The following is a 21,884-nucleotide window of genomic DNA, read 5'->3' as shown; positions in this document are numbered from 1 at the left end:
AAGGCGGCCGCCCCTCGCGTGGGGTCATGTCACGTCGCTGTGTCACGTTTCGGTGCGGTACATCAGGTCGGTCTCGTGCGTGCCGAACCCCAGCCGCTCGTACACCGACACCGCCGCCGTGTTGTCCGCGTCGACGTACAGCATCGCCGTCGGCAGTCCCTGGGCGGCCAGGTGGCGCAGGCCGATCGTGGTCAGGGCCTTGCCGAGGCCGCCGCCCTGCTCGCCCGGGTGGACCCCGAGCACGTACACCTCGCCGAGCCCCTCCTCGGCGTGCACCTTGGTCCAGTGGAAGCCGGCCAGCTCCCCGGCCCGCTCGGCGAGGAAGAACCCGGCCGGGTCGAACCACGGTTCGGCCTTGCGGTCGTCCAGGTCGCGCTGAGTCAGCGAGCCCTGCTCCGGGTGGTGTGCGAAGGCGGCCGCGTTGACGGCGAGCCAGGCCGCGTCGTCCTTGCCGGGCTCGAAGGTGCGCACGGTCACGCCAGGCGGCAACACCGGCTCGGGCAGCTCCAGATCGGTCAACGACCGCCGCATCTGGCGCAGTTCGCGGAACAGGGTCAGCCCCAGCACCTGGGCGAGGTGCCGTGCGGCGGAGTGCCCGCCGTGCGCCCACACCCGCAGCCGCTTGCCCGAGGCGGCGAGCAGCGCCGAGCCCAGCGCCCGCCCGTGCCCGTGCCCGCGGTGCGCGGGGTGGACGACCAGTTCGGCGGCCGGCGCCTCCACCGGGTCGGTGTCCTCCAGCTGGGCGTAGCCGACGAGTTCGTCCCCGACGGTCAGCAGCAGATGCGACACACCGGGGCGGGCGCCCCCGCGCAGCTGCAGCCGGCCCTGCTCGGACACCGACTGCTGCCCGTCGACGCGGGCGGCCTCGGCGAGCAGCCCGAGCACGGCCTCGGCCCGGTCCGGGTCGAGCGCGGAGAAGGTCTCGATGGAGCGGGAGGGGAAGGGCCGTACGGCGTCGTCGCTGCTCATGCGTACGAGGGTACGGGGCGGGCGGGCCGAAGTGCCGACACCGCAGCACTTAAAGGAATCACCAAAGGGAAACCAGGAAGTAACCTCGAACCCCCTGTCGCGCTACGCGCGTTGACCCTAGGCTGCGCCGGAAACGGCCACTCGCCACAGCCGACCCACAGGGGGGTCCCATGCCAGCCGCGCCCCGGCGCACCAGACGTCGTACCTACGCCTTCCTCGGCGCGACCGCAGCTCTCGCCACGGCCGCCGCCCTGGCCGCCGCGCTGCCCGCGCAGGCCCACGGGGACCAGGGGCATCACCCGCTGCCGAGCCGCTACCAGGACGTCCAGCTCCTGTCCTTCAACGACCTGCACGGCAACCTCGAACCCCCGTCGGGCTCCTCCGGCCGGGTCACCGAACTCCAGCCGGACGGCACGACGAAGACGATCGACGCGGGGGGCGTCGAGTACCTCGCCACGCACCTGCGCAAGGCCCGCGACGGCCACCCGTACTCCATCACCGCGGCCGGCGGCGACATGGTCGGCGCCTCCCCGCTGCTGTCCGGTCTCTTCCACGACGAGCCCACCATCGAGGCGCTCAACAAGCTGGACCTGGACGTCACCTCGGTCGGCAACCACGAGTTCGACGAGGGCGCACGGGAACTGGCCCGCCTGCAGAACGGCGGCTGCCACCCCACGGACGGCTGCTACAACGACGAGGAGTTCGAGGGCGCGGACTTCCCGTACCTGGCCGCGAACGTCCAGGACGAGAAGACCGGCAAGCCGATCCTGAAGCCGTACTGGGTCTGGAAGAAGCGGGACGTACGGATCGGCTTCATCGGCGTCACGCTGGAGGGCACCCCGGGCATCGTCTCCGCCGACGGCGTCAAGGGACTGGCCTTCAAGGACGAGGTCGAGACGATCAACAAGTACGCCAAGGTGCTGCAGCGCCAGGGCGTCCAGTCGATCGTGGCCCTGATCCACGAGGGCGGCTTCCCGGCCTCGGGCGCGTACAACTACAACTGCGACTCCCCGGGTGCGGGCTCCGGCATCTCGGGCCCGATCGTCGACATCGCGAAGAACGTGACCCCGGCGGTCGACGCCCTCGTCACCGGCCACACCCACCAGGCCTACGTCTGCACGGTCCCCGACCCGTCGGGCAAGCCCCGCATGGTCACCTCGGCGGCCTCCTTCGGCCGTCTGTACACCGACACCACGCTGACGTACGACCGCTTCACCGGCGACATCGCGCGTACGGCCGTGAAGTCCGCGAACCACGTGGTCACCCGGGACGTCCCGAAGGCCCCGGACATGACGGACCTGATCTCCCGCTGGAACACCCTGGCGGCCCCCATCGGCAACCGTGCCATCGGCTACATCTCGGCCGACATCAACAACACCGGCACCGAGTCCCCGATGGGCGACCTGATCGCCGACGCGCAGCTCGCCTACGGCCGGGAGCTGGACCCGAAGACCAGCCTCGCCCTGATGAACCCGGGCGGCGTGCGCGCGGGTCTGACCTACCAGGCCAAGGGCGCCGAGGGCGACGGAGTCGTCACCTATGCCGAGGGCTTCACGGTCCAGCCCTTCGCCAACACCGTGAACCTCCAGGACTTCACCGGCGCCCAGCTGATCCAGGTGCTCAAGGAGCAGGTGAGCGGCGTCAACGCGGCGGCACCGAAGATCCTGCAGCCGTCGGCGGGTCTGACGTACACGCTGGACATGACGAAGACCGGCGCCGACCGCGTGGTCACCGACTCCGTCCGGCTGAACGGCGCGCCGATCGACCCGGCGGCCACCTACCGCGTCGCCACCAACAGCTTCCTGGCGGGCGGCGGCGACGGCTTCCCGACACTCGGCAAGGGCACCGGCGACCTGGTCGGCGGGGACGACCTGGCCGCACTGGAGAAGTACCTGACGGCACACTCGTCGGCCGCCTCACCGCTCGCGCCTACGGCGGCGGACCGGATCACCGTCGTGCAGTAGAGGCAGTAGAGCCTGTGTGAACAGTGCTGCGGTTCCGGAACAGCCCTGAGGATGCCTCTCAGGGCTGTCGCAGCTCCCGGGGAACCTGGGACTCCCAGCGCCAGTGCAGCAGCGCGGCGAGCACCGCGAACGTGCCCAGCGGAAGCCACAGGAAGGGGAGGAACGTGGGCGGGTGGTCCTTGGTGAACAGGAGCACCACCCACAGCAGGAAGCCGCAGACCAGGGCGATGACGCCGCCGGTGAACGCCCGCTCCCACGCCTTGCGGTGCCCCGCCCGGCGCCGTATCCGGGCCTCCACCTCCGGCCGCCGGTCCCAGGCCGCGCCGCGGTGCCGGGCGGCGGCCTCGCGCAGCGCGGCGACCTCGGCGGGCACGTCGTCCAGCTGCCAGTCGTCCATGTGCGGCAGCACGAACCGGCGGCCTTCGGTGTCGTAGAGGAACGTGAACCACTTGCGGGCCGACTTGGCGGCATTCGGCACCGGCTCGGCCCGGATGTCGTAGATCTCGTGCCAGGCCCGGCTGCGTTCGGTCAGGGCCCGCCGTGCGGTGATCCCGCGGGCGCCGATGAGGGTGCGGCCGCGCCGCATGTACACCACCATCCGTGCGGCCCCCAGGAGGTAGCACGCGGCGATCGACGCCGGAACCCACGGGGGCGTGGTGTGCTGCCGGTGCAGCTGGAAGAGGGCGTTCAGACCCAGCAGTCCCATGCTGAGGGCCATGAGAGGCGGTGTCTTCTTCCGCTTGCGGTACTCGCGCTCGATCCCGCCGTCGTACGTGTCCACGCCCCGCCCGCCTCCGTGCGCTGCCTCAGGTCCTCTTCCGCCGGTCGAACCAGATCGTGGCCGCCGTCGGCACCAGCCCGCCCAGAAGATGATCTGCGGAACGGTCCGGTCCGTCCATGGCACCTGGGTGAGAAGCAGGGCACAGAGCATCGCCCAGGCGGCCTGGCCCAGGACGATGCGGGGCCAGCGGCGGCGGTTGATCAGACGAAGTCGACGTTCCCGACGACATAGGAGTTGGTCATTGGCTGGTGTGCACACGTTCGGGTGATCGCTGGTAGGTGTGCCGCTTCGGGGGCTGTGCCTCGGCCATCGTGGGTCTTGCGGCCGAGGGGCGGCCGGGTCACGAACTCCTGATGGCAAAGGTGCAAGGCGGTTATGGTCGTAGACACAGCGCGTCAAAGGAGGACATCGGTCATGGCTGCTCACGCTGCGGAACCCGAGTCGGTCGTCCCTCCCATGCCCGAACGGACGCCGAAGGCGCTGCGCGAGGCCATCGCCGAGCACGCCCCCAAGCTGCTCCCCGACTTCGACGCCCACTGGAAGCGGGCGATTGCCGACACGTACGACCTGGGCCCTGTGCCGGCGTTCATGGCCCTCTGGTGGGGCGAGTACGCCCTGGCCCGCGATCCCAAGCTGGACGCGCACGTTCGTGATCTCGAACACCGGGCCGCGTACGAGTGCACCGACATCAACGAGGCCAAGGCCCTTCTCGAAGAGGCAGCGAAGATCCACCACCGTGTGCAGAAACTGGAGCCCGGCCAGTGACCGACGGGTTCATGGGACCGCCCTGGCAGATGGACTGGCGGCTCGATGCTCTGGCTGCCCTGGAAGCGTTGCCTGCGCATGCACGAGAAATGGTCTACGCCGCGCGTGCCGAACTGGTCACTGCCAAGGACCCCTATTTCCGCGGCATCGAGACCGATGCGGGCCTTCCCGATGGCATGAAGGTGCGGCCAATCCGGTCCACTGAGCCGAAGGGCCGTCACATCTGCTTGTTCGACAACGGACAAGGCTGGCTGAGGTTCGTCTTCGTACCCCGCACCGAAGATCCGCAGATTGTGGTGGAACAGCTCTTCTGGCTAGGAACCGAACCCCCTACAGAACCTCCGGCGGAGCAGTAGCCGCCCCCGGCAGCCGCACGGTCGCCACCGTGCCGCCACCCTCCGCCCGGGTCAGGGTGACTTCGCCGCCCGCCTGTTGCACCGTACGGGCCACGATGGACAGGCCCAGGCCCGAACCCGGCAACGCACGTGCACTCGGCGAGCGCCAGAACCGGTCGAAGACGTGCGGGAGTTCGTCGGCGGGGATGCCGGGGCCGTGGTCGCGGACGGTCAGGACGCCGTCGGCCAGCTGGACGTCGATCGTGCCGCCGTCGGGGCTGAACTTCACCGCGTTGTCGAGGATGTTGACGATCGCCCGCTCCAGGGCGGAGGGCTCCGCGCGTACGAACCAGGGCTTCAGGTCCGCCGTGATCGTCAGCTCCGGTCCGCGCAGCCGGGCCCGGTGCAGGGCGGCCTCGACCGTGTCCTGGAGGGCGACGACCTGGACGCGTTCGCCGCGCTGGCCCTTCGAGCGGGACAGCTCCTGAAGGTCGCCGATCAGGGAGGCCAGCTCCGTCATCTGCGCCTTCACCGAGGCGAGGAGCGCCTTGCGGTCCTCCGGCGGGATCGGGCGGCCCGTCTCCTCGCTTCGGGTGAGCAGCTCGATGTTGGTGCGGAGGGAAGTGAGGGGTGTACGGAGTTCATGGCCGGCGTCCGCGATGAGCTGCTGCTGCAGGTCGCGGGAGCCGGCCAGGGCGGTGGTCATCGAGTTGAAGGAGCGGGAGAGCCGGGCGACCTCGTCCTCGCTGTCGTCCGCCACGGGGATGCGGACACTCAGGTCCTCGGTCCGTGCGACGTGCTCGACGGCCTCGGTGAGCTTGTCGACCGGCCGCAGTCCCGCACGGGCCACCGCGAGGCCCGCCGCACCGGCCCCGACGACGCCGATACCGGAGACGATGAGGAGGATCAGCGCGAGGTCGTTGAGCGTCTTCTGGGTGTTCTTCAGCGGTATCGCGACCTGGAGAGCCGCGTCCGGAACCAGCTGCGGCGGAGTGCCCGGAGTACCGGTGACGGTCAGGGGCTGGGTCAGCACGCGTACGGCGTTGCCCTCGGAGTCGGTGCCGTTGCGCCTGAGGAACTTCATGTGCAGTACGCCGTCGCGGGCGGCCGCTTCGGCGATGACGGAGATGTCGGAGTCGGTGGTCTTCACCCGGCCCGCGGAGTTCGCGAACACACAGGCGGTGCCGTCCCGCTTCATGAGCTGGTAGTAGCTGCTGTGGATGCGGAAGCCGCCGAAGTCGGACCCGCTCGGCTTCTGCGGGCACGACTCCAGCGTGGACATCGCGTCCCCGTACCGCTGGGGCGAGGAGGCCTTCTGCAGATCGTTGTCGAGCTGGTCGTACAGCTTCCGCTCCACGATGAACCAGCAGGTGACCGAGACCGCGGCCACCGCGAACGCCACCGCCGCCGCCACCAGCATCGCCAGTCGCGCCCGGATCGGCAGGGTCCGGTAGCTGCGGACCAGCCTGTTCATTCCGCGCCGCCCTGACGAAGGACGTATCCCACGCCCCGGACCGTGTGCACGAGCCGCGGCTCGCCGCCGGCCTCCGTCTTGCGGCGCAGGTACATGACATAGACGTCCAGGGAGTTGGACGACGGCTCGAAGTCGAAGCCCCAGACGGCCTTGAGGATCTGCTCGCGGGTGAGGACCTGGCGCGGGTGGGCCATGAACATCTCCAGCAGGGTGAACTCCGTGCGGGTCAGTTCGACCGGGCGGCCACCCCGGGTGACCTCGCGCGTCGCGAGGTCCATGCGCAGGTCGCCGAAGGTCATCGCCTCGTCCTCCTGGGCCTCGGTGGACACGGCCGACGCATAGGTGCTGCGGCGGAGCAGGGCGCGGATACGGGCGAAGAGTTCGTCCAGCTCGAAGGGCTTGACCAGGTAGTCGTCGGCCCCGGCGTCCAGGCCCGTCACCCGGTCGCCGACCGTGTCGCGGGCCGTGAGCATGAGGATCGGGGTCGTGTCGCCGGCGCCCCGGATGCGGCGGGCGGTGGTCAGGCCGTCCATGCGGGGCATCTGGATGTCCAGGACGACCAGGTCGGGCTTGTAGGCCTGGGCCTTGTCCAGCGCGTCCGCGCCGTCGACGGCGACCTGCGTGTCGTACCCCTCGAACGCGAGGCTGCGCTGGAGCGCCTCGCGGACGGCGGGCTCGTCGTCGACGATCAGGATGCGCTGGGGGTCACGGTCGCCTTCGGCGGGGCTCATCGCTCGCGTTCCTCGGGGTGCGGTGGGTCGTGGACGGGTGTCTCGGTCGTGGACGGGTGTCTCTCAGCCTCGCACGAGTCGAGGCCGCCGGGCGCGTGTGCCGGGCTCAGGCGCCCAGCGTGGTCAGCTCGCGGAACGCGGAGAGGCGGTGCAGCGGCACCTTGCGGCGGTGCGGGCGGCCGGCGGGGGTGCGCAGGCCCATCAGCTGGGGGACCGGCGGCACCTCTGGAGCGCGCGGGACCGGCGGCACCTCCGGGGCGCGCGGGACCGGCGCGTGCAGTGCGTGCGCGACCGAGAGGGCCAGGGTGAGGTCGGCCGGACCGGTGCCGGAGGCCTGGTGCGAAACGTGCTTGATCATGACGTACTCCCTCGTGTCTCGCGGGGGCTCAGCTGGTGGAGCCCGCCCGCAGCTTGGCCAGGTCGGACTTGACGGTGTTGACGGGGATCGCGAAGCCCAGGCCGATGCTGCCCGCGTCCGACGAGGACGAGGACTGCGAACTCGACGAGTACATCGCGGAGTTGATGCCGATGATGTTGCCGTTCGCGTCGATCAGCGCGCCGCCGGAGTTGCCGGGGTTGAGTGAGGCGTCCGTCTGGATCGCCTTGTAGGTGGTCGTGGACGAGCCGGTGTCGCCGTTGAACTCGCGGCCGCCGAACTGGAACGGCCACTGCCCGTCGCCGCCCTGGTTCTGGCCCTGGTTCTCGTCCGTGGAGACGGTCACGTCACGGTCGAGCGCGGAGACGATGCCGCTGGTGACGGTGCCGGTCAGGCCCTCGGGAGAGCCGATCGCCACGACCGAGTCGCCGACCTGGACGTTCGAGGAGTTGCCCAGCGCGGCGGCCTTCAGACCGGAGGCGCCCTTCAGCTTGATCAGCGCGAGGTCCTTGGAGCTGTCGGTGCCGACGATCTCGGCGGTGTAGCTCTTGCCGTCGCTGGTGCGCACCTTGACGGAGGTGGCGCCGGAGACGACGTGGTTGTTGGTGACGATCTCGCCGTCACCGGTGATGATCACGCCGGAGCCGGTGGACGAGCCGCTGCCGAGCGTCGCCTGGATCTCGACCACGCTCGGGCTGACCGCGGAGGCGATCGCTGCGACGTCGCCCTTCTTGCTGGAGGGGACCACCGTGGTGGTCGTACCGGTGGAGTCGACCGTGTCCTTGCCGGTCAGCTCCTGGAAGGCGTAGGCCGTGCCGCCGCCGACCGCGGCCGCGACGATGGCCACCGCCGCGAGCAGCCCTATCGGGCCGCGGGTGCGCCTGCGCCTCGGCGCGGGGCCGGGCTCGGGGACGGGCATCGTGGCCGTCGGGGGCTCGTACGGCGGCGGGGGCGGCCACTCGGGGTTCACGGGAGCGGAGTAGCTGTGCGGCTGAGGGCTGTATGTGCCCTGGCTCTCGGTCATGAAAGGAGGATGTCCCGGAACCATGAGAGCTTCCTGAGTGCTCCCTGAGAAGCCCGACAGAACCTCGTTTGCCCGATATAAAGAGGGCTCAGACGCAGCCGCAGCTCGTGCGGACCACGAGCCGGGACGGGAAGGTCCTCAGCCGCTCGCGCCGCGAGCCCGCCACCCTGAGCCCGTCGTCCAGGACGAGGTCCACCGCGGCCCGGGCCATCGCCGAGCGGTCCGAGGCGATCGTCGTCAGCGGCGGGTCGGCGAGCGCCGCCTCCTTGATGTCGTCGAACCCGGCCACCGCCAGCTCACCGGGCACGTCGATGCGCAGCTCGCGCGCGGCCCGCAGTACGCCGATCGCCTGGTCGTCGGTGGAGCAGAAGACCGCGGGCGGCCGGTTCGGACCGGACAGGACGTCCAGGGCCACGCGGTAGGCGTCGTAGCGGTTGTACGGCGCCTCGAACAGGCGGCCCTCGGTGGAGATGCCCGCCTCGGCCATGGCCCGCTTCCAGCCCTCGACGTGGTCGGAGACCGGGTCGCCCACGGCCGGCGTCTCGGCCGTACCGCCCATACAGGCGACGTACTCGTAGCCGTGCTCCAGCAGGTGGCGTACGGCGAGCTGGGCGCCGCCCAGGTCGTCCGTGACGACGGCGACGTCGTCGATGGCCTCCGGGCGCTCGTGCAGCAGCACCACCCGGGCGTCCCAGGCCTCGATCTCGGCGGCGGCGAGGTCGTTCAGCGCGTGGCTGACCAGGATCAGGCCCGACACCCGCATACCGAGGAACGCGCGCAGATAGTGCACCTCGCGTTCGCCGATGTAATCGGTGTTGCCGACGAGGACCATCTTTCCGCGCTCGGAGGCGGCCTGCTCGACCGCGTGCGCCATCTCCCCGAAGAAGGGCTGACGGGCGTCCGGGATGATCAGGCCTATGAGGTCGGTGCGCCGGGACGCCATCGCCTGGGCGACCCGGTCGGGCCGGTATCCCAGCTCCTTGATCGCGGCGAGGACACGCTCGCGCGTGGCCGGGGCGACCGGCCGGGGTCCGTTGTTGATGACATAACTGACGACGGCGGTGGAGGTCCCAGCCAGCCGTGCCACATCATCCCGAGTCACCTTGGCCACGCGCGGAGTCTACGCGGATGGACCCGCTCTGGGCAGGGCGTATCGCATGCCGACTGTGCGGTAGCAATGCCCTGCACAAGCGGTTCCCATGCATCCGCTACGCGTCCGCGCGGACCTCGGAGTCGTCCAACACGGCCGATGCGCCCGTATCTTCTGCCTTTGCCGGGTCCGCCTTGGCCTTGGAGCCGTCACCGGACCGGTCGCCTTTTTCGGGCGTAACGAATCGATAACCGACGTTCCGGACGGTCCCGATCAGCGACTCGTGCTCGGGGCCGAGCTTGGCGCGCAGCCGCCGTACGTGCACGTCGACGGTCCGGGTGCCACCGAAGTAGTCGTAGCCCCACACCTCCTGCAGCAGCTGGGCGCGGGTGAAGACGCGGCCCGGGTGCTGGGCGAGGTACTTGAGGAGTTCGAACTCCTTGAAGGTGAGGTCCAGGACCCGGCCCTTGAGCTTGGCCGAGTAGGTCGCCTCGTCCACGGACAGGTCGCCGTTGCGGATCTCCATCGGGGAGTCGTCGTTGACGATCTGCTGCCGGCCCATCGCGAGCCGGAGCCGGGCCTCGACCTCGGCCGGGCCGGCGGTGTCGAGCAGGACGTCGTCGATGCCCCAGTCGGCGGTGACGGCGGCCAGGCCGCCCTCGGTGACGACGAGGAGAAGGGGGCAGCCGGGGCCGGTCGAGCGCAGCAGCTGACAGAGGCTGCGCACCTGCGGCAGGTCGCGGCGGCCGTCGATGAGAATGACGTCGGCGCCCGGGGTGTCGACCAGGGCGGGGCCTTCGGCCGGGGCGACCCGCACGTTGTGCAGGAGCAGGCCGAGTGCGGGCAGCACCTCCGTCGACGGCTGGAGGGCGTTGGTCAGGAGCAGCAGAGAACTCATACGTCTGGTTCCTCCTCGGTCCCTGCGAGGACGTGTGCGGTGCGGCACTGCTCTGCGATCCCGAAGGCCCCGTACACCCGCGGTCACCGTAGGTTTCCCGCTTCGTATACAACGCTTCCGAAAGCACAAAAGGACCCGGGGGCTACGCTGCCCGAGTCCTCTGCCCAGCAGAATAGCCCACATGAGCAACCGTCCGGCAGGTCATGCGGCACGTTCCACCGTTCGTCCGAATCCCGAGACAGGCAGACGGGCCCCTAACAGGACGTTTCTGCACACGGCCGACGGAGTTCCGGTCCATTCCGTATACAACCCGGCAGCGGTCGTATACGAAGCAGCCTCGGACACCTCACGTCCACCCTCCAGCGACCTGGTGTTCGTGATCGCCCACGGCTTCACCGGGGACGTGGACCGGCCGCATGTACGAAGGGTGGCGGGCGTCCTCGCTCGTTACGGTGCCGTCGTCACCTTCTCCTTCCGGGGCCACGGCGCCTCGGGCGGCCGGTCCACGGTCGGCGACAAGGAGGTGCTGGACCTGGCCGCCGCGGTGGAGTGGGCGCGTGGCTTCGGGCACGCGCGCGTGGTGACCGTCGGCTTCTCCATGGGCGGCTCGGTGGTGCTGCGGCACGCGGCCCTGTACCCGGGCACGGTCGACGCGGTGGTCTCGGTCAGCGCCCCCGCGCGCTGGTACTACCGGGGCACGGCCCCCATGCGCCGGCTGCACTGGCTGGTCACCCGTCCCGAGGGCCGCCTGGTCGGCCGCTACGGCCTGCGCACCCGTATCCACCACCGCGAGTGGAACCCGGTGCCGCTCTCCCCGGTGCAGGCGGTCCCGAGGATCGCCCCCACCCCGCTGCTCATCGTGCACGGCGACCGCGACGGCTACTTCCCCCTCGACCACCCCCGGATGCTCGCCGAGGCGGCCGGTGACCACGCCGAACTCTGGCTGGAGCCCGGCATGGGCCACGCCGAGCACGCGGCGGACGAGGCCCTGCTGGCCCGGATCGGCGACTGGGGCGACGGGAACGCGCGTACCGGCGCCGCCGGGGTGCCTTAGCCTGACACCATCCGTCCCTAGTCTCTTGTCGTCGATTGAGGAACCAGATGCCGAAGGTCACGGTCCGCTACTGGGCCGCTGCCAAGGCCGCGGCCCAGGTCGCCGAGGAGCCGTACGACGCGGCCACCCTCGCCGACGCGCTCGCCGCGGTGCGTGAGCGACACCCCGGTGAACTCACGCGCGTCCTGCAGCGATGCTCCTTCATCGTCGACGGTCACCCCGTGGGGACCCGCGCGCATGAGACGGTACGGCTGGCCGAGGGCGGCACGGTCGAGGTGCTCCCGCCGTTCGCAGGAGGATGAGGCGTTGAGCGACCAGCCGTATCAGGGCGGGCCGTACGAGGGGTACGAGGGTTACGACCCGTACGGACAGCACCAGCAATACCAGCAGCATCAGCAGCACCAGGCGGCGCCGCAGGCTTGGCCCGGGCAGCAGCCCCAGGCCGGGTACGACCAGTACGGCGACGCCTACCCGCACACGGGGTACGACCCGCAGCACACCCAGCAGTGGCAGGGCCAGACCTGGGAGACGCAGACGCACGGGCATGTGCACGCGGCGGAGACGGCGTACCTGCCGGCGCAGGAGCCGTTCGCGCCGCAGGCACCGGCCCCCGAGCCGCAGCAATACCAGCAGCCGCAGCCCGAGCCGCAGCAGTACCGGCAGCCGCAGCCCGCGCCTGTGCCCGAGGCCGAGTCCGAGGCGGATCCCGGCTACGGCCCCGCCACCCTCTCCGGCAACTCCCGCATCACCGACGCACAGCGGGCCCGCCTGGAAGGCCGCTCCCCGATCATCGAGCCCGGCATGCAGCCGGCCCTGCTCACCGCCGGGCTGGGCCTGCTCCTCGCCGCGACGGCCCCTGTCGCCTCGTACGCCCTCGTCGTACCGCTGGTGCTGCTCCAGGCCGTGACCGCGGCGGGCTGGTTCCGGCTGAACGGCATGTGGCCCGCCCGCCAGGGCATCGCGCTGGCCTTCCTGGGCGCGCTCACCGCGGACGTGGCCGTCCTGGCCGCGGGCCGCGACAACGCGCCGGCCGCGATCCTCGGCCCCCTCGGCGTCTGGGTCCTGCTGTCCCTGGTCCTCCAGCTGCGCTCGCACGCCTCGCCGGACGAGCGGATGTACGGCCTGATGGCGACGGTCGCCTCCTCGGCCCTCGCGGTCCTGGCGACGGGTTACCTGGCCGCCGACCCGCACGCGGTCTCGGTGGGCGCGGCGGCGGTGGCCGTGGCGATCCTGGCCCGCGCGCTGCCGCTGCCGACCCCGGCGTCGGTCGTGGTCGCGGTGCTGGCCGCCGCCGGCGCGGGCATCGCCGTGGGCGGCATGACGGGCCTCGGCGCGAAGGGCTCCGTCCTGGGAGCGGCCGCCGCGGTCTGCGCCCTGATCGGCCACCGGGTCGCCAGCTACGACTACCCGTCCCGCTTCGTCCACTTCACGGCGGGCGTGGCCCTTCCCCTGTCGGCGGCGGCACCGGTGGTGTGGGTACTGGGGCGCGCCCTGGGCTAGGCGCCGTTGACCTGCCGCTTGACTCCGTCCACGAAGGCCGACCAGGCGCCCGCGTCGAAGAGGAGGGCTCCGCGGGCGGGGTGCTTGCTGTCGCGGACGGGGACGACAGGGAGGTTGTCGGCCACCTCTATGCACTCACCGCCGTCCGAGTTGCTGTAGCTGCTCTTGCGCCACGTCAGGGTGTTCAGGTCGATGGCCCGCACGGCACTTCCTCCAACATCCGCAGGATGAACTTGCGCGACTCGGCCGGGGTCAGGGCCGTATCGCGCAGCGCATCATAAGTGCGCTGGAAACGCTCGACCTTGCTTGGTTCTGGGATCAGTTCACCGTGTACGTCGTTCTCGGCGTATGCCACGGTACGGGTGTCCAGCAGCCGAAGGAACATCATGGTGGTGCTCGCCAGACCGTGAAAACTGGCGCTGAACGGCAACACCTGGAGCGTGATGTTCGGGCGCTCCGACATCTCCACCAGGTGCTCCAACTGCTCCCGCCACTCGCCCCGGTTGGGCAACGGAGTCCGCAGGACCGCCTCGGAAAGGATGCTGCGGAACGTCGGGGCTTCGCCTCCTTCCAGCAGCTCCCGTCGGCCGATGCGCGCTTCTACCTGCTGGTCCAGCTCGTTTCCCTTGATCCCACCCGCCGCGAGTGCTTCACGCGCGTACGCGTCGGTCTGAAGAAGCCCCGGCGGCCTGCTCACGCCGTAGTGCCAGAGACTCACCGCCTCCGACTCCAGAATCATGTACCGCCTGTACTGCTCCTTGAACTGCGTCGGGTCCGCCACCGCCAGCTCCCACAGCGTCACCAGCAACCCCGGCGTCCCGTAGAACTGGTCCAGCGCCTGTACGACTTCGGGCCCGCCCAGCGTCCGCCCGCTCTCCATCTTGCTGAACTGGGACGAGTCCCAGCCCACCTCCTTCGCGAGGTCCCGCAGGCTCAGGCCCCGCTCGGTCCTCAGGCGCCGTAACTCCTCGGTGAATCGCTCCCTCGGCTCCTGGCTCCGCCCCGTGATCACCAATCGTTGCGGCATCCCGCTCCTGTTGAATTTGTTGAATTTGGCAGGCCCAGCGTTGAAGTTGGGCCTCTCAACAGCCCAAACGCCTCTTCCGTGCGCCATGCTCGAAGCACCCGAACACGCAGCGTAGTTCAGCGCTTGCGCTGCGCACGGACGTTCACGGAAAGGAGCGGAATCCGATGACAACGAAGTCGGAGCCCCTCGAACCCGGATCCCTTCTCTACGACCCGGCGACGAGCAGGGTGGGTGAGTACCAGGACAAGTCAGGCCCGTACGCGATGCTGCGCCCCGTCGGCGGCGGCCGGGAGTGGCAGGCCGACCCCGCCTCGCTGCGCCCGGCCACGCACCGGGAGCGGCTGAGCGCGGGAGTGCGGGCGGCGAACCAGCACACCCGCGCGGCCGACATGAGCACGCCGCCGGACCCCGAGGACGTCGGTCGCCCGCCCGCGCCCGTTCCCGGCTGCACGAGCTGCGCGGAACTGGTCGGGCGGCGCGAGGAGGCCCGGGCGGTGTACGACCGCAGCGCCGAGACCGACGCGAACGTCCTGCTTCGCCAGCACCAGCGACAGGAGCACCGCGCATGAGGGGCGGCCGGGGTCTGCCGTACGAGGAGTGCCGGCGGCAGCAGAAACACGCGGCGCCGCGAGATCGGACACGCCCCTGGCCGGCGTATGCGCTCCCGCCGTTCCATCCCGGGTTCGCCGGTACTACGACTGACGCTCCCGACATGGGCCACGGCCCCACCCCCCACGCCCGGCGTCGGTACCGGCGGCCCCGGCTGGTCGACGGCGCGGCGGTGAGCGGCGTACTCGTCGCCCTCTGCCTCGGCGCGCTGCTCGTGGCAACCGTTGTCGCGGCCGGCCGCTGAACCGGGCCCTTGTCACAACTGATCCACAACCCCCCGGCGGTCCGGTGCGTCCGGTTACCGTGGCGTACACGTACACCACCGCACACGACCGCCGACCCGGGGGAAACCACCACATGCGCGCCCTGCGAATAATCCTGATCCTCGTCGTGATCCTGGGCGGGCTCTTCGTGATCGCCGACCGCGTCGCCGTGCACTTCGCCGAGGGTGAGGCCGCGGACAAGCTGAGGACGACCGAGAACCTGGCGTCGACCCCGGACGTGGACATCAAGGGCTTCCCCTTCCTCACCCAGGTCGCGGGCGGCTCCCTGGACGACGTCGAGGTCGGCATCAAGGACTACGAGGCGGCCACCGGCACCAACGGCAAGACCATCCGCATCGACGACCTCCAGGCCGACATGAAGGGCGTGGACTTCTCCGGCGACTACAGCTCCGCCACCGCGGCGTCCGCCACCGGTACCGCGACGATCTCGTACGACGAGCTGCTGAAGACCGCCAAGTCCGAGCCCACCGAGGTCGCCCCGGGGATCACCGCCCGGGTCGTCGGCCTCTCCGACGGCGGCCACGGCAAGATCAAGGTCATGGTGGAGGGGACCGTCGCGTCGGTCGGGCTCAAGCAGACGGTGCCCGTCCTCAGCTCGGTGACCGTCGAGAACGACAGGGTCCGGGTGCACGCGGACAGCCTGCCCAAGCTCGGCGCCGCCGTGATCGCCGAGAACCGCATCCGCCAGATCACCGACTTCCAGCAGGCCATCGACCAGCTCCCCGGCGGCATCAAGCTGGACAAGGTGCAGGCGGCCAAGGACGGCGTGGAGATCAGCGTGAAGGGTTCGAACGTCCGGCTTGCCGGGTAGTACGACAGCCGACTGAACGGCGGGTGTCCGACAGGCGAGACGCCCCCGTCCGCACCGCAGAAGCACTGACTGGCGCAAGCGCCCGGAGGCCGTCCCGCGACGCCCCGGGCGCTTTCTTGTCCCAATATTCGGACGATCTCGTCTCACAGTCCGACACGCCGGTGACACGCCCGCCCGGACGTCCCTACGATCGGGGCCATGAAGCGACAGGCGGATCTCACGAAGCGGCGGGCAGTCGACCTGTGCCGCGTTGCCGCCATGCTCTGTCGCCCCTTCTGAGCGAAAGTCCCCGACTTCCGCATCTCACCCCCCGCCCTCATGGAAGGGCACCCGTGCGCCTCCGGACGAACCGGAGCCGTACCCGTACGCATTCGCACGCCTCGCCGTAACTGCCCCGGAGGAGAGAAGAGCATGAGCCGTAGCGACGTCCTCGTCGACGCCGACTGGGTCCAGGACAACCTGGACAACCCCAGCATCGCGATCGTGGAGGTGGATGAGGACACGTCCGCCTACGAGAAGAACCACATCAAGAACGCGATCCGCATCGACTGGACCAAGGACCTGCAGGACCCGGTCCGCCGCGACTTCGTCGACCAGGAGGGCTTCGAGAAGCTCCTGTCGAAGAAGGGCATCGCCAACGACACGCTGGTGATCCTCTACGGCGGCAACAACAACTGGTTCGCGTCGTACGCCTACTGGTACTTCAAGCTCTACGGCCACGAGAACGTCAAGCTCCTCGACGGCGGCCGCAAGAAGTGGGAGCTGGACGCCCGCGAGCTGGTCGACGGCGCCGACGTGCCGGAGCGCGCCGCGACCGACTACAAGGCCAAGGCCCAGGACACCTCGATCCGCGCCTTCCGCGACGAGGTCGTCGCCGCGATCGGCACGCAGAACCTGGTCGACGTCCGCTCGCCCGACGAGTTCTCCGGCAAGCTGCTCGCCCCGGCGCACCTCCCGCAGGAGCAGTCGCAGCGTCCGGGCCACGTCCCGACCGCCCGCAACATCCCGTGGTCGAAGAACGCCAACGACGACGGCACCTTCAAGTCGGACGACGCGCTCAAGGAGCTGTACGCCGACGAGAAGGTGGACCTCGCCAAGGACACGATCGCCTACTGCCGCATCGGTGAGCGCTCGGCCCTGACCTGGTTCGTGCTGCACGAGCTGCTGGGCGTCCAGAACGTCAAGAACTACGACGGCTCCTGGACCGAGTACGGCTCCCTCGTCGGCGTGCCGATCGAGCTCGGCGCCAACAAGTAACCCTTCCCGACCCGACCTTCTGGTCAGACCCCTCTGGAGAAAGACATGTGTGGAGCGAAGGCCGGCGGCCCGGACGCCTCGACGATCAAGCCCGGTGAGACCACGATCCAGGGTCAGGTGACCCGCGACGGCGAGCCGGTGACCGGCTACGTCCGTCTGCTGGACTCGACCGGTGAGTTCACCGCGGAGGTCCCCACCTCCGCCACGGGACAGTTCCGCTTCTACGCGGCCGAGGGCACCTGGACCCTTCGCGCCCTCGTCCCCGGCGCCACCGCCGACCGCACGGTCGTGGCCCAGAAGGGCGGCCTCGCGGAGGTCGCGATCGCGGTCTGAGCAACCTCAGAACCGGCCGAAGGGCCGCACCCCCCGGGTTGGACGCCTGGGGTGCGGCCCTTCGGCCTGCCCGGACCTACCCTGGAGTTGTGCTCGCAAGGCGACGTCATGTGTACCTCGCCATGATGGGGACCTGCATCGGTCTCTTCGTCCTGGCCTGGGCAGTCGTGCGCCTCTGGTCGATCCCCGTGGCGGTCGGCATGTGCGTGGTCGCCATGATCATCCCGCCGGTCGCCGCGATGATCGCGAACCGGCGCGGGCCCGACGACCGCTGGTGGGACGACCCCTCGGGGGACCCGCAGTCCGACGAGTGGTGGGACGAGCTGGACGGGAAGAAGCGGCCCAGGTCGTGAGACGGGCTGCTCAGTAGACGAGCGCCTGCGTCTCGTCCCCCAGCGCCTCCTGTACGAAGACCTGCGCGCCCGCGATCCGTACGCCCTCCAGGACGTCCTTCTCGGTGATCTCGCGCCGGGCGGCGCACTGCGTGCACAGCGTGATGCGGCCGGCCGCGAGGATCGAGTCGATCAGGTCCGGCAGCGGCGCGGCGTGCGGCAGTTCGAACTCGGCGGCCCGCCCCGGCAGTGCGAACCAGGACGACTCCCCGGTCAGCCACAGCGAGACCTCGACCCCGCTGGCCACGGCCACCGCTGCCACCGTGAACGCCTGTGAGCAGCGCTCGGGTGCGTCGGCCCCGGCGGTCACCTTGATCACGAGCTTCTTCGCCATGGCCGAATCGTAATCCTTCCCCTTACAACTCCATGCACATGCCATGAGTCTCCTGTGCGCGCGGATGACGGAATCCACGCTTCCCGTGATCAGGGAGACATCTTGGAAGTAACTGAAGAGAGATCCGGCGCGCCGGATACGCCGGATACGCCGGACGCACCGGACGCACCGGACGCACCGGACGCGCCGGTTGTGCCGGATGCGCCCGACCCGTCCCGGCCCCGCCGGCGCGGCCGTACGCCCCGGCTGATCGGCGCCGCCGCCCTGCTCGGCCTGGTCGCCGGCGCCTGTGCCGGGTACCTCGTCCAGGCCGACCGCGAGCCCACCGCGCTGCCCCCGTTGTCGCAGCCGAAGCTCGCCCAGGCCGGAGGGAAGGCACCCGAACCCCTGTCCGCCGCGCAGGACCGCAAGGTCAAAGTCGACGGGGACCTGCGCAAACTCCTCCTGAAGAAGCCGGGCGACGCGCGCGAGGCCCCGTTCTCCGTCGGTAAGGACGGCTGGATGGACCTGACGCAGTTGGCGGAGTCATACCGCAAACCGGCGCAGGGCTACGGCTGGCTGCTCAGCGAGGAGTTCCGCCGCGCCGCCGTCGTCTCGTGGCGCGAGGGCAGCACCCGCACGGTCGAGATCCGGCTGGTCCAGTACCGGCAGGAGGAGGTACTCGGCGCCTACGACGCGGCCGACGACAGCTACTACTGGGCCGAGAACGCGCACGACGCCGACAGCTGGGCGATTCCCGGCACGGGTGACGGAATGGCCTACGTCCACCGCAATCCGCGCAGCGAGTTCGGCGTGAGCGTGTACCAGGCGGAGGCGCATGCGTGGCGCGGGGACGTCGCCATGGAGATCTGGATGTACGACACCAAGCCGGTCCCGAAGAGCGCGATCCTGGGCCTGGCGAAGCGGCAGATGGAGCGGCTGTGACGACCGACAGCACCGAGCACCCGGTACAGCCCGAGGTACCGCAGGCGCAGGGAGCGGCGGAGGTTCTCGCTTCGGATCCCTCCCCTGACCAGACCCACCGCCCCCGTCGCCGTATCGCTCTGCTGGCCGGTGGCGCCGCGCTGCTGCTCGCCGCCGTCGCGGGTGTCGGCTGGACCGCGGTCGTCGTGCACGAGGCCGAGCACGACCCGGGCGCCGCCACCTGGCGCCTGCCCAAGGCGTCCGCAGACAAGCCCGCCAAGGCCCAGGGCACCGGGCTGAGCGCCATGCTGCTGCCCTACGGCGAGGACCGGTACGGGCGTGGCCCGGACCTGGCCGGGTTCGGCTCCGACGCCGAACTGTCCGGCCGGCAGGCCACGGCCCTGCGCAAGGAATCGCTGGCAGAGCTGCCCCGGTCCCAGCGGCGGTCGCTGGAGCGCCAGATCGACCGGAACCCCGTCAAGGGCATGGCGATGCGCAGCTACCTGAGCACGGTGCAGGTGAGCGACTCCGAAGCCTCCTCCGGTGGTGTGTTCACCCTGCAGGTCGTGCTGTCACAGATGGCGGACCGGCGGATCGTGCGCTCCATGACCACCTTCCAGCAGGAGTTCTTCTCCGCCATGAAGATCTTCCGCAAGGGCCCGGCCATCGAGGGACACAAGAACGCCGCGTGCTTCCTGCCGCCGGCCGACAAGGGGGAGAAGCTCGACATGATGGTGTGCTCCGGGTACGTCGGAGACGTCCTGGTCACGGCCACCGCGACCTCGGCCGGGCCGTTGGACAAGGAGGGGGTGGCGGAGATGCTCGCCGCCCAGCTCAACCGCATCAAGGACCCGGGGAAGGCCGTATGACCGAGCAGGCACAGGCGCAGCTCCCGGCCCCCGAGCCGTCGCCGCCCGTCGGCGACTCGCCCGCGCCCAGCTCGGGGAAGGACCGACGGGTGTTGCGGGCGACGCTGCGGTGGACCGCTGCCGCGGCCGTCTTCGCCGTGGTCGGAGCCGGAACCGCCTTCGGGATCACCCGGATCGACCGGACGGACGTGCCCGGCCTTGCCACCGCCTCCGACGGCCGATGGGAGTATCCGGAGCTGGTCAGGCCGCCGGTGCCGGCCGGCAGTCCGGGGCCGCTCTCCGACGCGAACCGAACGGGAACGCACTACGCCGACCTGCGTGCGCTGCTGCTGCCTGCGTCGAAGGGCGCCACCGAGGAACAGGCGTTGCGCGGTCACGGCGGATGGCTGACGACCCAGGATTTCGTCACCCGGTACGCGGTCAAGGACGACCGCCGGGAGCTGGGGCAGAAGCTCATCGACTACGGCCTGCGACATGTCGCGGCCCGTGGCTGGGCCTCCGAGGACGGCACGCACACCCGGATCTACCTGCTGCAGTTCGACACGGCTGCCGTCGCCGACCAGCTGATGACACAGGAACTGACCGGCCTCACGGGCCCGACGTACGCGGAGCGCGGAGCCGATGCCCACGTGCTGGACGAGAAGTTCCCGTCCGCGGCGCAGATCGACGGTGTCACCCTCATGCCGTACACCGAAACCGAGCCGTACGGCGCCGAGCAGGTCCGGCTGGCCTATCTCGCGGCTGGGGACACCATCGCGGTCATCACGCAGTCCCGCAAGGGCGGCGTGAACGCCGTGCCGTTCCGGCAGACCGTGACGCTGCAGACCGAGCTGCTCACCTGAGACAGACCTCGGAAAGAGGGCCGGGCCCCAGCCGCGTAAGCTGGGCCCCGGCTCTGTCGTACGCCCACCCTCGCTCAAGGAGCACCCGTGGAGATCTTCTTCGAAACCCTGCTGGTCCTGGTCTGCGTCGGCGTCCTCGCCTTCGCCGGGCTGACCGTGAAGAAGCTGTACCAGGGCCAGCGCTGACCCCCACCTAGGAACTGCCGCTCATGATCGAGATCCCGTCCGACCTCCACAAGGACCTGGTCCCCCTCGCCTTCCTGCTCGGTAACTGGGCTGGCGCGGGCGTCCACGACTTCCCCGGCTCGGAGAAGTGCAACTTCGGGCAGGAGGTCACCTTCACCCACGACGGCCGGGACTTCCTGGAGTACCAGTCCCACACCTGGGTGCTGGACAACGATGGGAACAAGGTCCGCCCGCTGGAGTCCGAGCACGGCTTCTGGCGTATCGACGCCGACCGCAAGGTCGAGGTGACGATGGTCCGCGACGACGGCGTCGTCGAGGTCTGGTACGGCGAGATGGCCGCCAAGAAGCCCCAGATCGACCTGGTCACGGACGCGGTGGCGCGCACCGCGGCCTCCGGCCCCTACAACGGCGGCAAGCGCCTGTACGGCTACGTGAAGAGCGACCTCATGTGGGTCGGCGAGAAGCAGACCCCCGAGGTCGAGCTGCGCCCCTACATGTCGGCCCACCTGAAGAAGGTCGTCACCCCGGAGGAGGTCGAGCGCTGGGCCAAGGCCCTCCCGGACGACCTGCCCGACGACGGCATCGCGTTCTTCAAGTAGGCCTTCCACCGGGTGGCTCTAGACTTTCCAGTGTGGTGAGCACCGACTGGAAGAGCGACCTCAGGCAGCGCGGCTACCGGCTGACGCCGCAGCGGCAACTCGTGCTCGAAGCCGTGGACACCCTTGAGCACGCGACCCCCGACGCCATCCTCGGTGAAGTGAGGAAGACCGCGTCGGGGGTCAACATTTCCACCGTGTACCGCACGCTGGAGCTGCTGGAGGAGTTGGGCCTGGTCAGCCACGCCCACCTCGGCCACGGTGCGCCCACCTACCACCTCGCCGACCGCCACCACCATCTGCACCTGGTGTGCCGCGACTGCGAGAACGTGATCGAGGCCGACGTGGACGTGGCCGCGGAGTTCACGGCCAAGCTGCGGGGACAGTTCGGCTTCGACACCGACATGAAGCACTTCGCGATCTTCGGCCGATGCCAGGACTGTTCGCTCAAGGGTTCAAGTACCAAGTCGTAGGCTTACC

The 21,884-nt window shown here is 70.1% G+C and carries 29 protein-coding genes; 18 read left to right on the top strand and 11 right to left on the bottom strand.

The genetic code is table 11. The features are described from left to right. Nucleotides 1-42 precede the first annotated feature (42 nt). Nucleotides 43-969 carry a mycothiol synthase gene (mshD, locus tag ACFYZZ_RS18555; RefSeq protein WP_389176771.1) on the bottom strand — a complete coding sequence of 309 codons (927 nt, stop codon included), beginning with the start codon at nucleotides 967-969 and terminating at the stop codon, nucleotides 43-45. Between the two features lie 170 nt (nucleotides 970-1,139). On the opposite strand from mshD, the gene ACFYZZ_RS18550 reads away from it, so the two are divergent. Further along, nucleotides 1,140-2,933, top strand: a complete 1,794-nt coding sequence (locus tag ACFYZZ_RS18550; RefSeq protein ID WP_389176769.1) for a bifunctional metallophosphatase/5'-nucleotidase — start codon at nucleotides 1,140-1,142, stop codon at nucleotides 2,931-2,933. 58 nt (nucleotides 2,934-2,991) lie between these two features. Here ACFYZZ_RS18550 and ACFYZZ_RS18545 read toward each other — a convergent pair whose 3' ends face one another. Next, a complete protein-coding gene (locus ACFYZZ_RS18545) occupies nucleotides 2,992-3,714 on the bottom strand; it encodes a hypothetical protein (RefSeq protein WP_389176767.1) in 723 nt (240 codons plus the stop codon). A gap of 414 nt (nucleotides 3,715-4,128) precedes the next feature. On the opposite strand from ACFYZZ_RS18545, the gene ACFYZZ_RS18540 reads away from it, so the two are divergent. Both ACFYZZ_RS18540 and ACFYZZ_RS18535 read left to right on the top strand, forming a co-directional pair. Next, on the top strand, nucleotides 4,129-4,479 hold the full coding sequence (locus ACFYZZ_RS18540) for a DUF6247 family protein (RefSeq protein WP_389176765.1): 351 nt from the start codon (nucleotides 4,129-4,131) through the stop codon (nucleotides 4,477-4,479). Continuing rightward, nucleotides 4,476-4,835: a hypothetical protein gene (locus ACFYZZ_RS18535; RefSeq protein ID WP_389176763.1), complete on the top strand. Its 360-nt coding sequence runs from the start codon at nucleotides 4,476-4,478 to the stop codon at nucleotides 4,833-4,835. The genes ACFYZZ_RS18540 and ACFYZZ_RS18535 overlap by 4 nt, the downstream gene beginning before the upstream one ends. On the opposite strand, the gene ACFYZZ_RS18530 is transcribed toward ACFYZZ_RS18535, so the two are convergent. The 6 genes from ACFYZZ_RS18530 to ACFYZZ_RS18505 all read right to left on the bottom strand — a co-directional run bounded on the left by ACFYZZ_RS18530 (nucleotide 4,810) and on the right by ACFYZZ_RS18505 (nucleotide 10,407). Then, on the bottom strand, nucleotides 4,810-6,288 hold the full coding sequence (locus ACFYZZ_RS18530; protein WP_389176761.1) for a sensor histidine kinase: 1,479 nt from the start codon (nucleotides 6,286-6,288) through the stop codon (nucleotides 4,810-4,812). The two genes, ACFYZZ_RS18535 and ACFYZZ_RS18530, sit on opposite strands and share 26 nt — an antisense overlap. After that, entirely contained in the window at nucleotides 6,285-7,019 is a 735-nt protein-coding gene (locus tag ACFYZZ_RS18525; RefSeq protein ID WP_389176759.1) for a response regulator transcription factor, read from the bottom strand. Before ACFYZZ_RS18525 ends, ACFYZZ_RS18530 begins: the two co-directional genes overlap by 4 nt. A 106-nt stretch (nucleotides 7,020-7,125) precedes the next feature. After that, entirely contained in the window at nucleotides 7,126-7,377 is a 252-nt protein-coding gene (locus ACFYZZ_RS18520; RefSeq protein ID WP_389176757.1) for a hypothetical protein, read from the bottom strand. Between the two features lie 28 nt (nucleotides 7,378-7,405). Beyond that, complete coding sequence (locus ACFYZZ_RS18515; RefSeq protein ID WP_389176755.1) at nucleotides 7,406-8,419, bottom strand: S1C family serine protease; 1,014 nt, start codon at nucleotides 8,417-8,419, stop codon at nucleotides 7,406-7,408. An 88-nt stretch (nucleotides 8,420-8,507) separates the two neighbouring features. After that, a complete protein-coding gene (locus ACFYZZ_RS18510) occupies nucleotides 8,508-9,530 on the bottom strand; it encodes a LacI family DNA-binding transcriptional regulator (RefSeq protein ID WP_389176753.1) in 1,023 nt (340 codons plus the stop codon). Between the two features lie 97 nt (nucleotides 9,531-9,627). Next, nucleotides 9,628-10,407 carry a winged-helix domain-containing protein gene (locus ACFYZZ_RS18505; RefSeq protein WP_389176751.1) on the bottom strand — a complete coding sequence of 260 codons (780 nt, stop codon included), beginning with the start codon at nucleotides 10,405-10,407 and terminating at the stop codon, nucleotides 9,628-9,630. A gap of 181 nt (nucleotides 10,408-10,588) precedes the next feature. Here ACFYZZ_RS18505 and ACFYZZ_RS18500 point away from each other — a divergent pair, with 181 nt between their 5' ends. Genes ACFYZZ_RS18500 through ACFYZZ_RS18490 form a run of 3 tightly spaced genes read left to right on the top strand, consistent with a single transcriptional unit; the run spans nucleotide 10,589 to nucleotide 12,961 of the window. Further along, nucleotides 10,589-11,461 carry an alpha/beta hydrolase gene (locus ACFYZZ_RS18500; protein WP_389176749.1) on the top strand — a complete coding sequence of 291 codons (873 nt, stop codon included), beginning with the start codon at nucleotides 10,589-10,591 and terminating at the stop codon, nucleotides 11,459-11,461. Between the two features lie 47 nt (nucleotides 11,462-11,508). Further along, a complete protein-coding gene (locus ACFYZZ_RS18495; RefSeq protein ID WP_094217022.1) occupies nucleotides 11,509-11,763 on the top strand; it encodes a MoaD/ThiS family protein in 255 nt (84 codons plus the stop codon). A 4-nt stretch (nucleotides 11,764-11,767) separates the two neighbouring features. Then, nucleotides 11,768-12,961, top strand: coding sequence for a hypothetical protein (locus ACFYZZ_RS18490; protein ID WP_389176747.1), 1,194 nt, complete (start codon nucleotides 11,768-11,770; stop codon nucleotides 12,959-12,961). Here the strand turns inward: ACFYZZ_RS18490 and ACFYZZ_RS18485 are convergent. Both ACFYZZ_RS18485 and ACFYZZ_RS18480 read right to left on the bottom strand, forming a co-directional pair. After that, nucleotides 12,958-13,164, bottom strand: coding sequence for a DUF397 domain-containing protein (locus tag ACFYZZ_RS18485; protein ID WP_389176745.1), 207 nt, complete (start codon nucleotides 13,162-13,164; stop codon nucleotides 12,958-12,960). The genes ACFYZZ_RS18490 and ACFYZZ_RS18485 overlap by 4 nt on opposite strands. Further along, entirely contained in the window at nucleotides 13,146-13,988 is an 843-nt protein-coding gene (locus ACFYZZ_RS18480; RefSeq protein ID WP_389176898.1) for a helix-turn-helix transcriptional regulator, read from the bottom strand. Before ACFYZZ_RS18480 ends, ACFYZZ_RS18485 begins: the two co-directional genes overlap by 19 nt. Before the next feature lie 164 nt (nucleotides 13,989-14,152). Between ACFYZZ_RS18480 and ACFYZZ_RS18475 the strand changes: the two genes are divergently transcribed. The 7 genes from ACFYZZ_RS18475 to ACFYZZ_RS18445 all read left to right on the top strand — a co-directional run bounded on the left by ACFYZZ_RS18475 (nucleotide 14,153) and on the right by ACFYZZ_RS18445 (nucleotide 17,635). After that, on the top strand, nucleotides 14,153-14,557 hold the full coding sequence (locus tag ACFYZZ_RS18475; RefSeq protein WP_389176743.1) for a hypothetical protein: 405 nt from the start codon (nucleotides 14,153-14,155) through the stop codon (nucleotides 14,555-14,557). 143 nt (nucleotides 14,558-14,700) lie between these two features. After that, nucleotides 14,701-14,841 (top strand): hypothetical protein, encoded by a 141-nt coding sequence (locus ACFYZZ_RS18470; RefSeq protein WP_389176741.1) that lies wholly within the window; start codon nucleotides 14,701-14,703, stop codon nucleotides 14,839-14,841. Nucleotides 14,842-14,954: 113 nt separating this feature from the next. Further along, nucleotides 14,955-15,692, top strand: a complete 738-nt coding sequence (locus ACFYZZ_RS18465) for a DUF2993 domain-containing protein (protein ID WP_389176739.1) — start codon at nucleotides 14,955-14,957, stop codon at nucleotides 15,690-15,692. A gap of 198 nt (nucleotides 15,693-15,890) precedes the next feature. Then, nucleotides 15,891-15,971 (top strand): Ms5788A family Cys-rich leader peptide, encoded by an 81-nt coding sequence (locus ACFYZZ_RS18460; protein ID WP_350751515.1) that lies wholly within the window; start codon nucleotides 15,891-15,893, stop codon nucleotides 15,969-15,971. A gap of 132 nt (nucleotides 15,972-16,103) precedes the next feature. Next, on the top strand, nucleotides 16,104-16,949 hold the full coding sequence (locus tag ACFYZZ_RS18455) for a sulfurtransferase (protein WP_389176738.1): 846 nt from the start codon (nucleotides 16,104-16,106) through the stop codon (nucleotides 16,947-16,949). 45 nt (nucleotides 16,950-16,994) lie between these two features. Next, entirely contained in the window at nucleotides 16,995-17,282 is a 288-nt protein-coding gene (locus tag ACFYZZ_RS18450) for a DUF1416 domain-containing protein (protein WP_145875861.1), read from the top strand. 89 nt (nucleotides 17,283-17,371) lie between these two features. Continuing rightward, the gene (locus tag ACFYZZ_RS18445; RefSeq protein WP_389176735.1) at nucleotides 17,372-17,635 is read left to right on the top strand and encodes a DUF3099 domain-containing protein; all 264 of its coding nucleotides are present in this window, start codon (nucleotides 17,372-17,374) and stop codon (nucleotides 17,633-17,635) included. A 10-nt stretch (nucleotides 17,636-17,645) separates the two neighbouring features. On the opposite strand, the gene ACFYZZ_RS18440 is transcribed toward ACFYZZ_RS18445, so the two are convergent. After that, on the bottom strand, nucleotides 17,646-18,008 hold the full coding sequence (locus tag ACFYZZ_RS18440) for a DsrE family protein (RefSeq protein ID WP_094217032.1): 363 nt from the start codon (nucleotides 18,006-18,008) through the stop codon (nucleotides 17,646-17,648). A 102-nt stretch (nucleotides 18,009-18,110) separates the two neighbouring features. Here ACFYZZ_RS18440 and ACFYZZ_RS18435 point away from each other — a divergent pair, with 102 nt between their 5' ends. The 5 genes from ACFYZZ_RS18435 to ACFYZZ_RS18415 all read left to right on the top strand — a co-directional run bounded on the left by ACFYZZ_RS18435 (nucleotide 18,111) and on the right by ACFYZZ_RS18415 (nucleotide 21,877). Continuing rightward, on the top strand, nucleotides 18,111-18,932 hold the full coding sequence (locus ACFYZZ_RS18435; RefSeq protein WP_389176733.1) for a hypothetical protein: 822 nt from the start codon (nucleotides 18,111-18,113) through the stop codon (nucleotides 18,930-18,932). Continuing rightward, nucleotides 18,929-19,780 carry a hypothetical protein gene (locus tag ACFYZZ_RS18430; protein ID WP_389176731.1) on the top strand — a complete coding sequence of 284 codons (852 nt, stop codon included), beginning with the start codon at nucleotides 18,929-18,931 and terminating at the stop codon, nucleotides 19,778-19,780. The genes ACFYZZ_RS18435 and ACFYZZ_RS18430 overlap by 4 nt, the downstream gene beginning before the upstream one ends. Further along, nucleotides 19,777-20,622 (top strand): hypothetical protein, encoded by an 846-nt coding sequence (locus ACFYZZ_RS18425; protein ID WP_389176729.1) that lies wholly within the window; start codon nucleotides 19,777-19,779, stop codon nucleotides 20,620-20,622. Before ACFYZZ_RS18430 ends, ACFYZZ_RS18425 begins: the two co-directional genes overlap by 4 nt. A gap of 209 nt (nucleotides 20,623-20,831) precedes the next feature. Beyond that, nucleotides 20,832-21,407 carry an FABP family protein gene (locus tag ACFYZZ_RS18420; protein WP_389176727.1) on the top strand — a complete coding sequence of 192 codons (576 nt, stop codon included), beginning with the start codon at nucleotides 20,832-20,834 and terminating at the stop codon, nucleotides 21,405-21,407. 32 nt (nucleotides 21,408-21,439) lie between these two features. Then, nucleotides 21,440-21,877, top strand: coding sequence for a Fur family transcriptional regulator (locus ACFYZZ_RS18415; RefSeq protein WP_386573755.1), 438 nt, complete (start codon nucleotides 21,440-21,442; stop codon nucleotides 21,875-21,877). The last annotated feature ends 7 nt before the right edge of the window (nucleotides 21,878-21,884 follow it).

The organism is Streptomyces sp. NPDC001816, from assembly GCF_042892235.1.
Lineage (GTDB): Bacteria > Actinomycetota > Actinomycetes > Streptomycetales > Streptomycetaceae > Streptomyces.
Note: the sequence above shows the minus strand (reverse complement) of the source record. Positions and strands in the feature narration are given on the sequence as shown.